This is a genomic window from Candidatus Margulisiibacteriota bacterium, assembly GCA_003242895.1.
Taxonomy (GTDB): Bacteria; Margulisbacteria; Riflemargulisbacteria; order GWF2-39-127; family GWF2-39-127; genus GWF2-39-127.
In genome coordinates this window covers 1-14,560 of record QKMY01000028.1, presented here as the reverse complement: position 1 = coordinate 14,560, position 14,560 = coordinate 1, and the positions used below count along the sequence as shown (strand labels likewise).

Here is a 14,560-nt window from a genome sequence, read left to right as displayed (position 1 = left end):
GTATTTAGCCTTTATATTTTTTTCTCAAAAACGGGAAAAATAATTGTCGTTGGACAGGAATCATAGTTGACGTTAATCATACTCTGCACTGGCAGCGTATCAATTATGCCATATGGCTGATAGCTAATCCCACAAGCAGGCTCGATTAGCTCTGTCTTTTTATCCCATTGGGTTGCTTGGCAGTCAAACGTACCATAACGGTCAGTTCCACATTCTAAACAGCCACCTTTTTTAAGTATCGCAATCGCATGCCCTGCAACGCTATAAGGCTCTACCCACCCATAAACAATAGGCGGGCACTCCGTTGTATTGAATAGATAATTGAGGGCTGCATCATCATTCCAGTTACCAATGAGTGCCAAAATAAGATCACTACTAAATACTTTAGTCCACAGTTCTTTAGTAATAAGTTGCCATTTAGTGGCAGAAATATCTATATTTAGCATTCCTGGGAAATGACGATCCAAATATCTTTTAAGAGCTGCTGCTTTACTTTTTGATACCTCTTGACCTCCAAGGATATGCCTCGAAGTATTACCCCAGTTCATAGCCTCATTATCTATCAGGTACAGGTTTTTAATGCCTGCTTGTACGAATAGCTTTGCAATATGTGAACCAAGAGAGCCTACGCCTAAAATAGTAACTCTTTTTGAAGATATTTGCTTACATTCTTCACCGGATCTCAGCATAATCTGATCGTAGTTAACTGGACTGACTAATGAAGTCAGTATCTCCTCAGAGCTATCAATATATCTTCGTCGTGTCACATCCGTTAGCTTATTATTTCTAAATCCATTAAAACGTGTATATTTAACTTTATTTCCTCTACAAATCACTGGCTCTTGATACCAGACGAGTCCAAGTGCTGATCCATTTGCGGTATTAAATCCAAAGACAACCGGCAATCTCGTTTTGTGTTTTGGTACAACTTGTTTTAGTAGATCGCAAGCTGTTTTTGCATCTCTAAGGTTGAAAGCAGCAGGGTGCTGAAATATTTTTTCGTTAAGGCCATGTTCATTTACCAAATCGGTCATTTCTTTGCTGTTGATCGGGTACATATGCGGATATAGCGGCTTACTTAGGAATATTAATACGGTTTTTTTAATCTGATCTAGACTATCAATAGTCTTGTTTAGAGCGTCTTTTATCCAGCGCTTTAGCTGTTTTTCCGAATCGCTTAAAATCAAAATATCTTTGCGCTCATAGTAGAATAAGTATGTCGAAGCATTTGAAGGAGGGGCCCCAATATATAACACCTCTTGTAATTCATCTTTTCTCCATTTGCCCCAATAGCTACGAAATTCATCAATAAAATCCTCTTGGTTAGTACCAAGCACTGATTCATTTATTAATGCTATTAGGCGTTCTATTAATTCCTGAATAAGTTCAACATGAGAATCATGCCGAATGGAAATATTTGGTTCAGTTAGGCATACTAGTCCATTCTCTTCTATATGCGGCCACCTTAGAAATAAGTCATGATTTGTTATTGCAATTCGTGGTATAGAAAAAGGGAATTCCTGATCAATAAGTAGCGCTAAATTATACTTATATTCCCCAATAAGTATGTCAAATTTCCAGCCATATTTGTACGTTTTGGAGAACTTTATAATTTCATCTGTAGTTAGCTCCTTCGCATTATATGTCGTTAGAAGCCACTGCTGTATGCTTAATATAATATTTTCAATATTTACAGATAAAGGCATTTATGCGTTTCTAGCGTATCTATTATTTCCATCTTTACTAACAGGTTTCGTTGGGACAACACTAACAAATTCTCGAGACTTGCTTTCTAAGAGATCTTTAAAAAACTCATGATCAAAAATAGCCTTCCATGCCTTTAAAACCGTTTGACGTGTACTTTCCGGATCAAATATATCTTCAAAGCAAGGCAATACGTTCTCCTCGATCTGGCCTATAAATTCTTCAATTTTGTGTTCTTTCCCTTCGCTTAGGTTAATATCAGGAAAAATAGGGTGAAAAACATCTGTGCTCTTTTTTAACCGTTCTGAGATCTTTAGAAGTGTCTTGTATAGGGCCTCATCATCGCGATTTTCGACAGCATTATAACATTCATCAACTAGTACAGAGATAATGAATCCACTTGGCATATTCCAGGAGAATCTACTTCTACTCCAATACTTAATAAGCCTTACAACCCTGCGCATCTGTTTCCCATTCTCTGTATCAGGGCTTTTTTTGTCGACGTTATCACAAAACCATTTTGTAACAGCAGCAGGATCTGATTGATACCAATCACTACTTGCAAGTTCGAGTTTGTCATCAGTCTTTCGATATACAGGCATGTCGACATGATGCCCTTCGTTATAGAATACTCTTATACAGTTAACCCTAATTTGAGGCTCTTTTGTAAATCGATCATCCTTCATTGCCTGTAATACCATTTTCCTTGCATCAAGTGCCGTCATATCTGCGCCACGAGCTCCTATAAGATCATCTTTATTAAATATAACACCAAGATCAATATCATAATCATTACTGGGGTGTTGGTTAATCGTATGCATTGCATAGGAACCTTGATTTATATACTCAGGCATTGGGTTACTATCTTTTGCTAATCCCGATTCTAGCCTTTTTATATTACTATCCCTATAGCCAGCTAATTTGTCTTTATCATCTTTACTAAGCCGTACGCACTTATTATAAAATCCTTTTAAATCAGATGAGCTATCGTACATATTTATAATTCTCCTTTATTAGCATGATTTTACTTAACTTCCAGTTCTTCCATAGAAAGGAAAAGATTTTTAAGAAAACTATATTCATTGTCACCAGGGTTTAAAGACTTGCTATGTATATTACTTGCATCAATAGCAGCCATTTCAATTAGTGTATTTATTGCAAGATCATCGGCTTTATCCAATCCAATAGCACTATATTGCTCAGGAGACTTTGCAGTTTCTTCAAGCCTAACTACCTTAATTTCTCTATCTTTCGATGTCATATGGTTTGCTAAAAATCTTGCCATATTTGAATAACCGAATGACTGTGCGGCCAAGGAGGACTCTACTATATTAATTCCAGCCTTCCACTTATATATTCCCCAGTCAGGGTCTCTAGCCTTATTAGGATCTCCGTTTGGGGTATCGCATGTACCGACAGATAATACTTGAATAGACTGATTCTCTTTCGCCATGGATAATGCTTCTATCAACCCGATCATAATTGGGTTGTTGGCCCAAAGGCCTCCATCTACAAAAGATTGTTTTTCAATGGGAATATCAGGATTACATTGTTGATTAATGGGAAATAAGATTGGTGCAGATGCGCTAGCCATACAAACATCTGCTAACTTATAATTGTCATCTCTCGTTTTATCAGGTATATGTGGTGTTTTAAATACCCATGCTTTACTATTTCGAGCATCTACAGAAGGGATACAAAGGGCAATATTTCTATTTGAATATACATCCTTTAAAGTTGTTTTTCCAAAGCATTTATCTAATTCATTTTTTAATACATCGGCCTGTGCCGTAGGTTTATTAACGTGATTGTAACTCCAAAATGCAAATTTAGTTTTTTCTAAGGTTGTGCCAGTATTTGGAGTCGGTGATGTGAATATATCTTTCCCTTTTTTGATATATAAGTCACTTATCTTGTGGATTGAAATGCCAGATGCTAATCCACAAGCAAGAATAGCACCAGTGCTGGTCCCACATATAAGGTCAAATGATTTCCCAATATCAGGAGTTTTTTCTTTAAAACTAGAATTAAACCGTTGAGCAAGTCCGAGTAACTTTGTTGCAGTATACAGTCCTCTCATTCCACCACCATCTAAGGTTAATACTCTAAACGGTTTTTTTGTCATTTAATTAATCCTTTCTAAAGTTAATCCTTACCAGTAATTTTGGTCCTCTTTGATATTTTGATCAAATAATTAATGTCTTCAAAATGGTTTATTCAATAAATTTATATACTCTATGCACAGTTTCATGGGCATTGTGCACAGAAAATTGTGCAACAAAACTCCCTATTATCAAAGAATTAATGCATATTCCTTAGATTCTATAGGGAATTTAGTAAATTTTGGCTTTATCCAATATATAAGGAATTTTAGTGCCAAGATTTTTTTAATATTTTTTGTTATTTAGGCCTAATTCCAGCGACAGTGCAAAACCGGCTATAATTAATTAAATCAAAGTTCCTACAAATATACGACTAGGTAATTATAGAGCAAATTCGTAGGACAAAATCAGAAAAATATTCATTAAAGATATGTCTATAACGTTACGACGCTTATAATCACTTATTATTATGAAATTTAGTATTGATAATAACTATCATTAAACTAATTTATATTCTATCTTGCCGAATCTGCATCGACCGGAGTATTAGGCTTATCTAAAATGTTGTTGAATTTAAAGGTATGGCTGTTGGGTTTTTTACAATCTGCAAGTTCGGTTATTTTAAGTTTTAATGGCATGGGTGTGGCTATCCCGCTAAAAATGCAGGTGCCTACTGACAATGTAGGAATTGACTCTTCTGTGATTTTATCGATGTAAGATACTGCATTTCCAATAGTTAAAAGGTCTTTTTGATTGATTAGTTGATGAATAAAATAATTATGAGCCTGAGAAATTATTGTTTCAGAAATATCGTTTGGCCTTTGACTAGAAATTGTCACAAATACACCAAATTTCCTGCCTTCTTTGATGATTTCTTCAAATGTTTCCAATCGATAATCCTTCCAATCTTCCGTTTCCCTAAAAGAAGTTTTAGACAAGATATTATGAGCTTCATCTATGATAATATTTAGGGATTTGGTGTTGGATTCCTTTTTATGTGCATTATAAATATTCTTTGCAAGTAGTAGTGGAATCGTTTTTTTCATATCAAGATTAACATCATGAAGATTAATAATAACGCAATTATTTTCGCCCCAGAAATTACAGGATTCGTTAATGATAAATATACGCTCAATACTTAGTTGTTTCGATTTTATTCTACTAATAACCGGATATATATGCTCATTGTTAACTTTGTATCGAAATAAATCTTCTAATAATTGTAAATGAAGAAATATTTCAAATTGTGAAAGCGGTGAAATGGATTGCAATTTGTCTGTGGTGATATAGGCTGTTGCTGAAAATAGATTGGTATTTTCAATTGCTTCGGGATGTTTATCAAAGTATGTAGTTTCGCCCAGTTTTTTAAAAGTTCCAGCTATCCCTCCATGAAATTCTATATCATTACGTAATTCTCTTTCGGTTATTTCATCTACAAAAGGTTTAAGAATTTCTTCTATATAGTCTAGTAGTTTAAATGCGTTATCTTTGTTTGCCATTTTAAGAATATCTTTAACTTTATTTTGTAAAATGGTTTTTAAGTATGAAGCGAAATCCGGTTTATCCTTTGATTTCTTATAAAATCGAAGTGCACGTTTCAAGAATGGTTTTTGAGTTTTTTCTGTTGCTTCTACTAAAACGGATAATGTTTCATCATCAAATAGTTCATTAAATGATAAAGGAATTTTTTTACCAGTGTCATCTTGTGTTCTGAGGTTATAAATAGTTTTATTATTAGTAATGCAGGCAGGTTTTACATATTCACCATTAAAATCAAATAATAAAAATTTACTGTTTTGTAGAAAATCGTTATGGCTACCAGCTACATCAAATAAGCCTTGGTAAAGCGCCGCAAGTGTGTTTGATTTGCCACTTCCGGTATTTCCAAAGATAGCAATATGGCTATTAAAAATGCCGTTTATTGGAAAAGTAATGGGGATGTCTTCGGTATCTGTTTTTGCTATATTTATAACATTACCTTTAGCCGGGGTTAACCTGTGGATTATTTGAATTTTCTCTTCAGTCAAAATATAGGCTTCGTTGCCTATTAATGGTAATTCCTTGATACCACCAATAAACCTACCATTAAATCCTATATATCCAACAAGGCTCAAAGTTAATAATCGAAGGTTTTTATTAGCATGTGTATATTCATTGTTATTTGAAAAATTATCTTCTGAAAGTTTTTCTCCTTCTGCTTTTCCGATAATACTAAGAAATCCTTTTTTAATTTCAACATAACTACCAACAGATACATTTTTTATAATATCGCCATCAAAAAATAAATCTGATGAATTTTTATTTTTATCAACTTTAATAAATACTTTTTTCCCTTCTACACCAGATACTTCGCCTATACGTAGAATGGCATCTTTTAAAATGATATTATTCATTTAACACAGCTTCCATAGTGCGATTAACTGTTAATGGCAATAGTTCGGTCATAAGGTCATTAAAAACAGAAAAATCAATATTAATTGTTTCAGAATAGAGAATATCAACATTATTAAATGAGGAGAATTTTGTTTGATAACTATTAAGTTCCGCTTTCCCATAGCAAAATATAATCAGTTTTAATGTTGGGTTTTTCAAAGCTCGTTTGGTAATTTCAAATATATGTTCATCAGCAAAGGAAAATCCTTCTGCTATTAGCAGTGTATTTTCTTTATCTAACTCATTGGCATATAGTCTTAAGAGATCATAATGGACTTGTTTTAACAAAGTATCTTTGAATTTATCTTTTTTGGGGAATATCAAACTAAAATTTTGGTTAAATTTCTCAATTTCAATAAAGTCTTCGGGTGTTGGCTCAAACAAATCAAATAAATCCATTTTTTCATGTTGCTCCAGGATTGCTTCCGCATCAGCTAGTGAAAAAATGATTTCATTAGCAATACTTTTCCAACTTAAAGAACCATGAAGTTTAATCAGATTTATAGAAGGTTTTTTAACTTCATAATGATAGAGATTTCCGATATTATGAATAAAACTAAAAAATTCAGATGAAGAAAACCGGAAAGTTTCATTAAGCGTCGGATTCCGACTAAATCCATCATTTAATTTTATCGGTAATCGATTGTCTTCATGTGCCTTTTCAACAAACATGTCATAATTTGTTGAAAAGATGGTTGCCTGTTTTGGTATGATATTGCTTTTTCTTTCAAATAGTATTTGAGAAATATTCCACAAAAACGACTTATAATTACTTATCGTTTTTTGGGTGTCGATACAACTAGTCGATGTGCATTTTAATTTTGTTGTGGCTACAAGAAAAGGCTTTAAAAAGTTAAAAATCTGCAACTCAGCGCCATTGTTATCGCCACCATCAATTTTGGCTTGAACTTCTTGTTCTATACTGCCTAAAATTTGGATAGCGGGATAAGAACAACCAGCACCTATCAGAAAATTTAAATGTGCCGACTGAACTGCTTTTTGAAGAATTGTTATTATTTCTTTTTTGTTTTCTTCTTTATCTATATCATATACTTTAGGCATACTTGCTTATATTAACTCCTTTTTAAATATTAATAGATATAGCTACCCTGCCACTCCATTAACAAAGGTTTCGACAAAATCTACGATCTTGTCGATGATTCTTTCGGTGATCTTTTTTCTTTCGAGGACTTTTGGTTTTACTTCTAGCATATCTACTATGTTGTCTCTGAGAGGTTTGCGTTGGGTGTAGATATAGTTATCGATGACTGTTTGCAGTTTTTCGGGGGTTAGATTTTCTTCTTTGCTTAAAGTTTCTAATGCTTTTTTATATTCGGCTGAAACATGGGTTTCCCATTCGGATGGGATATCATCCACATCCATGATCTTGGGTAGGTTTTTATTGATGAAATTTTCGATCAATTCGCGTTTGCTTCGCAAGGACGCTTCACCGGCGAGTAGATCAATGATCTCTTTTTTCTGTTTCTCCTGGTCTTCGGTTTTAGAGTCTTTGAGTTTGGCCAGCAGTCTGAGAATATAGGCGACATTTACTTCGTCCCGGTGAATAAGTTCAAGTTCAAAATCAACATCGTCCAGGATAGAAACTTTTTCCTGCATGGTGCCAGATTTAACTTTATCGTGAAGGTCAAGATATTTACTTCTATAGTCCATAAAGCGTTGTTCGGTCATTGCCAGGTGTTCCCAATTGAAATCTGCAAATGTGCCTAAAATATTGATTATGCGCATTAATTCTCTGAATACACGTATAAACTCAAGCTCTTCAACTTCGCTCGGGAAATCGTTAATACTGCCAACTGTGGGCGCTATCTGCAATAAATTCGACACTGCTTCAGAAAATTTTCTGACATATTCTTCGTAAGGCGCAATTATAATGGTTTCTTTTGCATCTTTATTAGAAAATAGGGCAATGGCATCATCGGTTACTGTTTTGAGATTACGAAAACACACTATGTTGCCTTGAGATTTTTTCTCGCCGACTATTCTATTAGTTCTGGAATAAGCCTGAATAAGGCCGTGATATTTGAGGTTTTTATCTACATAAAGGGTATTGAGCATAGGACTATCAAACCCGGTCAGAAACATATTTACGACCAGCAAAAGGTCAACTTCTTTGTTTTTAACTTTTTTGGCAATGTCATTGTAGTAGTTATAAAAGGTCTGGCTATCTTTGGTTGAGAATTTTGAATTAAACATCTCGTTATAATCAGCAATAAATTCGTCTAGTTTTTCCCTGCTATGTCTATTGATGAAAGTATCTTCAAATTCTAAGTCATCAGGAATAAAACCATTAGCATCTTTATCTTCCTCGTTGGCTGTAAAACTAAATATAGTGGCTATTTTAAGATTGTGTTTGCCTTCGGCTTTCCGCTTTTTAAATATTTCATAGTATTTGATCAGGGTGTCTATGCTGCTTACACAGAACATAGCAGTAAACTCTTTGTTATGGGTTTTACGGCCATGATTGGCCAGAATATAATCCGCAATTTTTTCTAACCGCTGGGATGACTCCATGAGCTCTTTTGTATCAATCGCCTCAACTTCTATATCGATCTCGTTATTGCTGTTATCTTTTCGCTTGTACTTGCCTATGTATTCGATAGAAAATTTTAAGACGTTTTCATCTTTGATTGCATTAGTAATAACGTATTTGTGAAGACATTCCTCAAAAAGTTCTTTGGTGGTACGTTTGCCAGATTCGTTTTTTACAGCATTTTCAACAAAAATCGGGGTGCCGGTAAACCCGAACATCTGGGCATTCTTGAAAAATGCCTTAATACGCTTGTGAGTTTCGCCAAACTGACTACGATGGCATTCATCAAAAATAAAAATTATTCGTTTGTCCTGGAGCGGTTCCATTTGTGACAAAAAGCGCTGTTTGCTAATAGCGGTGTTAAGTTTCTGGATAGTGGTGACGATTAGTTTTGTCTCGATGGCTTCATTCTTTTTGTTGGTGTAAGAATCGGTAAACTGGTCTACTAGATTATTCGTATTATTTGTTGCATCCACACTGCCTTCATGAAAACTATTAAATTCTTTAGTGGTTTGATAATCCAGGTCTTTTCTATCTACCACAAACACGACTTTGTGAACTTTGGGGATATTGACCAGAATTTGACTGGCTTTGAAAGAAGTTAGAGTTTTCCCGGAGCCGGTTGTATGCCAGATATAACCATTTTTGTGGGTAGTTTTTACACGATCAACAATCGCTTCTACCGCATAATACTGATATGGCCGAAGAATCATAGGGATTTTGTGCGTTCCGTTTAACACAATATATTTGCAAATCATTTTGGAAATATGACAAGGCTCTAAAAACTCTTTTGCAAATTCTTCTAACTGAGTGATAATTTTATTATCTTTATCAGACCAGTAAAAAGTCTGCTTGAAAGTTTGTTTATGGTTATTAGAAAAATATTTAGTGTTTACGCCGTTACTGATAACAAATACTTGAATGTACTGGAATAGCCCAGCAGAAGCTCCAAAAGAATGTCGTTGATATCGGTGGGTCTGGTTAAAAGCTTCTTTTAACTCCAAACCTCTACGTTTTAATTCTATTTGGACAAGAGGCAATCCGTTAATGAGGATTGTTACATCGTAACGATTCTTGTAACTACCTTCCATCGTGATCTGATTTGCAACTTGGAATTCATTCTGACACCAGTGATCTTGCTGTATAAACTCAATATAGATGCTCTCCCCATTATCACGGGTTAACTGCATCCGGTCCCGGAGGGTTTTAGATTTATCAAAAACATTGCCTTTGCTCAAATGATTGAGGACTTTGGTAAACTCTGTCTCCGATAAGGTTATGTTGTTGTGCTTTTCAAGCTGGGCCTTGAGGTTGGCAATTAAAGCTTTTTCATCGCTGATCTGAACATAACTGTACTTTTCAAAAGAGGTCAGCTGTTTAATCAGGTTATCTTCTAATATTTGTTCTGATTGAGTAGTCATAATTTTTCACTGCTTTCGATATTCCTTAATTCAATAACATCAAATTTCTTTAAATCAATCAATTGCGCATCGTTTGAATGTATATTATTAAACGTTATAAATAACTGAATATGATCTATATATTTTTTAAATACGTCAATTTCCAACTTTCCTCGATCCCAATTTTTACTATATTCCTCCCATTTTTCGATAATATCAGGAAAGATTTGTAAATCTTCTTTATTATTATTAGTGCCCAAAGTATAGTACAAAGCAATTCCTTCACCAGCTTTAATAGTAATCGGGAGATGGATCTTAACTGGTGGATTTCTATCTATGTCAGTGGAAGCTGTAATTTTATGAATAATTTGATTTTCGCCAAATTTTTTTTTAGAATTTAGAATAAAATAATGATCAATTATTGTTGTAGGTGTAAAAGAATTATTCCAAAACATAATTTTAATATATTTTTTTGGATTTGCTTCAGAGGGTAAAATTAATATTCGATTAGAGACTTTATATGCATTATTTCTAACTTGATATTGAATACAAGGTAGTTCCGAATTTCTTCTAGCTTCTTCAATTTTAGCTATTTGAATATTTGCGGCACGTATATTCCATGTAAAAAAAGCCATAGCTGCTGTAGCAATTGCGGTAACTACGTTAGATATATTACTCGAAGAAAAACAAGGTCTTAACCAATTAGAGGAACCCTGAGCTTGGGCATTAAGAGTTATTGAGTGTTCAACCCAAGAAGAAAGCTGTAATAATTGATCTGTTAACATTTTAGAAATATCTCCAACTTAAAATTGAATAAAATCCTCTACACAAACATCTGTTGCAGAAGCCCTTTTTTCCAGCTCTGCATTTTTTCAAGTTGTTGCCCAAACTGATCGATTTTGTTATCTATCTCGGTAAGGAAGTCGGCGATTTTTTGTTGTTCGTGAGAGCAAGGCAACTTAAATTTTATGCTCCTTAGATCATTTAAAGAAAGGACTTGCTGGGATGTACCTACGCTATATTTACCAAATATGTGCTGATAAAAATTTGCAAATTCAATAAAAAATTTATTATTTCCATTTATTATCTGAAATACAGGATAATATGTACTTATTATTCCGATTACACCTAAATTGTTTATATTGAATGTGAATCTTCTGTTATCACTTCTGGAGCGATAAGTTATATATCCAGGAGGTATGATGTTAAACCCTACATTATCCCGTTCAGTAATTCGGTTTTCACCATAATATTCAGACTGACGCATTAAACCTTTGTTTGAGGATGTAAAAACTTCATATTCATCATTTTTATCCGAATTTTTTTTATATTCGTCAATATAATTCCCCAACTTCTTTTCTTCCCATTCCGGGAAATCCTTCCCGTTCTCATCTTTGAAGCGAATCTCTTGCGAGAAAATCTTTTGCATGACGCCTTTTTTGTACTCCGCAAGCAACTCTTTCTTGCGGGTGAGCTGCTGGATACGCGCATCGACTGCGGTGAGGAAGTCGGCGATTTTTTGTTGTTCGGGGAGGGATGGGAACGGTAATATAATTGAGGATAAAATATCTTGTCCTACGTTATACCGAGTACTCCCACCTGACTTGGATGTTATTAAATCTCTTGATAAGCTAGTTTTTAATAATTTATTTAGAAAAATCGGGTTGTATTCGCCAATTTTTTTTCCTCTAATTACAAATCCACCAAAAATGGCAGGCCTATTTCTATCCAGGTAAACGCATGCCGAACCAACTTCTTCTCTAGTTTCTGAACTTCTTTGAAAAAGAATATCTCCGAAGTTAACAAGATAGTTATTTACCGTAGCATCGTCTATATCTACACTTCCGACTATCTTATCATAAGTTATATATTCATTATTTAATATATCTAACACATTTATAAATTTAACGCCTTTGCCATATTGTTCTTTTTTAGCGTTTAATCCGTTTTTAAATTCTAATAATCCTTCCAACTTCTTCTCTTCCCACTCCCCCACAAACCCAGGAAAGCGCAATTTTGGCACTCTTTTTTTAACCTTATCCATTAAAACGGCCTCGCTATTCCAAGTTCATTACAAAACCCGGCAATTACTTTGTCTGTGTCTTGCATTTCAGTATCAAGATCAACTAGCTCTTTGGCTACCTTATCGAGATCAACCGCCTCTTCTTCTTCAAACGTATCCACATAACGGGGAATATTGAGGTTGTAATCGTTTTCTTTTACTTCCTGTAGCGTAGCAACATAACTGTATTTGTCTTCTATTTTGCGTTCTCTGTATGTAGTAACAATCTTCTCGACATCCGCATCCCGCAAATTGTTCTGATTCTTGGCTTTCTCAAAATGCTGGCTGGCATCGATAAAGATAATATCATCAGGTGTTTCCCTGCATTTTTTGAGTACCAAAATACAGGTTGGAATTGACGTGCCATAAAAAACATTCGCCGGCAGCCCGATAACCGCATCCAAATAATTACAATCTTCGATCAGGTACTGCCGAATATGCCCTTCTGCCCCGCCCCGGAACAAAACCCCATGAGGAAGCACGACCGCCATTATTCCGTTGTCCGCTAAATGATGTATCATGTGCTGCACAAAAGCAAAGTCTGCCTTGGAGCTTGGCGCCAATTTGCCATATTGGCTAAACCGGTCATCACTCATAAATAGTGGATTGGCACTCCATTGGGCTGAGAAAGGTGGATTAGCAACCACGGCTTCAAACTGCATATCTATATGTTGTGGGTGTTCAAGAGTATCTTCCTGCTTGATATCAAAATGAGCAAAATGTACATCATGCAGAATCATGTTCATTCGCGCCAGGTTGTATGTAGTGCGGTTAAGCTCTTGGCCGTAGAAGTTGGAAACTTCTTTGACTTCTTTCGCAACACGCAATAACAACGAGCCAGATCCGCAGGTCGGGTCATAAACGGATTTGAGTTTAGTCTTGCCGGTAGTCACAATTTTGGCAACAATTTTTGATACTTGTTGCGGGGTGTAAAACTCCCCGGCTTTTTTACCGGCACCGCTAGCAAACTGCCCGATCAGATATTCATAAGCATCGCCCAGGACATCGGACTCACTATCTTTAAGATTGAAATCGATTTTATCCAGGTGTCCCAGGACTTTGGCAATTAAGTCATTTTTAGCTTTCTCTGTTCGGCCCAACTTTGTAGAGGTTAAGTCCAGGTCTTCAAATAGCTTGTTAAAATCATCTTCGCTATCGGTCCCCATGGTGCTCTGTTCAATATGATTAAGGATTTGGGTTAATTCATCCAGAATAAAATTTGATGCGTGTTCTTCTCCATCCTCTGGGTCAGACTTTAGCCCACCCTTTCGCGCGATCTCGCTGAATAGCTCGGAAGGCTTGAGAAAATACCCTAGCTTGAGGAGCGATTCTTCTTTAACTGCCTCCAGGTATTCTTTTCCTTTTGTGCTATCTTCTTTAATATCCTCGTATATGATGCCATCTTCTTTAAGAATCTCATTAGCATAAATGTGCATTTTTTCTGAAAGGTATTTGTAAAAAATAAATCCGAGAATATAGTCCCGAAACTCGTCCGCATCCATTTTCCCCCGGAGGGTGTTGGCTATATTCCAGAGTTGCTGTTCGAGTTGTTGCTTTTGGTCTTCGGTCATGGGGTTTCCTTTATAAGACATTAAAATAATAAACTTATTATATATTACACGAGGAATAGCGATAAAAGTATAGATTTAAGCAAAATATTTTATTCAATTGCATAGGAATATAGGCATACTGCACATGAAACTGTGCAATTTATCGGGTTTTGCTAATTATTACGTCTTGGGGTAGCGCCAACATTTTAGGAAAAATATACGCTAAGGATAAAGCGGTTTGGTTACTCCTATTAATAAATCGCAATCAAAAATTTAGCTGATTAATATTGAGTGATTTAATTATTTTATAAACTTCATTAAGCCGATTAGTATTCCCAGGGTAACAGTTAATCATAATTTCTGCGTTTTTTGTTAGTATAAATATAGTTCTGAAAATGCCATCGATTGAACTGTCGTTATCATAATATTTTGGTTCGAATTTGATATTTTTACATAATCCATTCGCATATTTTAAATCTTTTACATCTATATCTTTAATGTTGTCTGCTTTAAATGATTTTATCCAGGTAGTATAAGATTTTTGGAGTCTTTTTTTGATTAAAATTTCTAATTTCACATCGTCTTTTTCAACTGGCCAGCCAATTTTTTCTAAAGGAACTTTTGCAACATCGTAGCTAAAAATAAATATAGCTGCACCTCTTACTAATTCTTCTGCGCTGGTGTTATTTCTCAGAATAATCCGGCTTAATGTTGCTGAATAATCTGGCCGATTCAAAATAAACCGGCCAGATTGAGAA

Annotated in this window: 10 protein-coding genes; all 10 read right to left on the bottom strand. The window is 35.0% G+C overall.

Annotated features, from left to right (window positions below; translation table 11 throughout):
- Positions 1-11: 11 nt before the first annotated feature.
- Positions 12-1,706 (bottom strand): hypothetical protein, encoded by a 1,695-nt coding sequence (locus DKM50_04315; GenBank protein ID PZM82124.1) that lies wholly within the window; start codon positions 1,704-1,706, stop codon positions 12-14.
- The gene (locus tag DKM50_04310) at positions 1,707-2,699 is read right to left on the bottom strand and encodes a hypothetical protein (GenBank protein ID PZM82123.1); all 993 of its coding nucleotides are present in this window, start codon (positions 2,697-2,699) and stop codon (positions 1,707-1,709) included. It abuts the gene before it with no gap.
- A gap of 29 nt (positions 2,700-2,728) precedes the next feature.
- A complete protein-coding gene (locus tag DKM50_04305; GenBank protein ID PZM82122.1) occupies positions 2,729-3,829 on the bottom strand; it encodes a hypothetical protein in 1,101 nt (366 codons plus the stop codon).
- A gap of 492 nt (positions 3,830-4,321) precedes the next feature.
- Positions 4,322-6,199 (bottom strand): ATPase, encoded by a 1,878-nt coding sequence (locus DKM50_04300; GenBank protein PZM82121.1) that lies wholly within the window; start codon positions 6,197-6,199, stop codon positions 4,322-4,324.
- Entirely contained in the window at positions 6,192-7,301 is a 1,110-nt protein-coding gene (locus tag DKM50_04295) for a hypothetical protein (GenBank protein PZM82120.1), read from the bottom strand. Before DKM50_04295 ends, DKM50_04300 begins: the two co-directional genes overlap by 8 nt.
- Before the next feature lie 42 nt (positions 7,302-7,343).
- A complete protein-coding gene (locus tag DKM50_04290) occupies positions 7,344-10,211 on the bottom strand; it encodes a type I restriction endonuclease subunit R (protein ID PZM82119.1) in 2,868 nt (955 codons plus the stop codon).
- Positions 10,208-10,975, bottom strand: a complete 768-nt coding sequence (locus DKM50_04285; protein PZM82118.1) for a hypothetical protein — start codon at positions 10,973-10,975, stop codon at positions 10,208-10,210. The genes DKM50_04290 and DKM50_04285 overlap by 4 nt, the downstream gene beginning before the upstream one ends.
- Positions 10,976-11,013: 38 nt before the next feature.
- Positions 11,014-12,204: a restriction endonuclease subunit S gene (locus DKM50_04280; protein PZM82125.1), complete on the bottom strand. Its 1,191-nt coding sequence runs from the start codon at positions 12,202-12,204 to the stop codon at positions 11,014-11,016.
- Positions 12,205-12,233: 29 nt separating this feature from the next.
- Positions 12,234-13,823, bottom strand: coding sequence for a type I restriction-modification system subunit M (locus DKM50_04275; protein PZM82117.1), 1,590 nt, complete (start codon positions 13,821-13,823; stop codon positions 12,234-12,236).
- A gap of 244 nt (positions 13,824-14,067) precedes the next feature.
- Positions 14,068-14,560: hypothetical protein (locus tag DKM50_04270; GenBank protein PZM82116.1), on the bottom strand; the 493-nt coding region annotated here is incomplete at its 5' end.

Coding starts and splice junctions, on each gene's coding strand:
- DKM50_04315 (PZM82124.1), bottom strand. CDS start 1,706: ATGCCTTTATCTGTAAATATTGAAAATATTATATTAAGCATACAGCAG.
- DKM50_04310 (PZM82123.1), bottom strand. CDS start 2,699: ATGTACGATAGCTCATCTGATTTAAAAGGATTTTATAATAAGTGCGTA.
- DKM50_04305 (PZM82122.1), bottom strand. CDS start 3,829: ATGACAAAAAAACCGTTTAGAGTATTAACCTTAGATGGTGGTGGAATG.
- DKM50_04300 (PZM82121.1), bottom strand. CDS start 6,199: ATGAATAATATCATTTTAAAAGATGCCATTCTACGTATAGGCGAAGTA.
- DKM50_04295 (PZM82120.1), bottom strand. CDS start 7,301: ATGCCTAAAGTATATGATATAGATAAAGAAGAAAACAAAAAAGAAATA.
- DKM50_04290 (PZM82119.1), bottom strand. CDS start 10,211: ATGACTACTCAATCAGAACAAATATTAGAAGATAACCTGATTAAACAG.
- DKM50_04285 (PZM82118.1), bottom strand. CDS start 10,975: ATGTTAACAGATCAATTATTACAGCTTTCTTCTTGGGTTGAACACTCA.
- DKM50_04275 (PZM82117.1), bottom strand. CDS start 13,823: ATGACCGAAGACCAAAAGCAACAACTCGAACAGCAACTCTGGAATATA.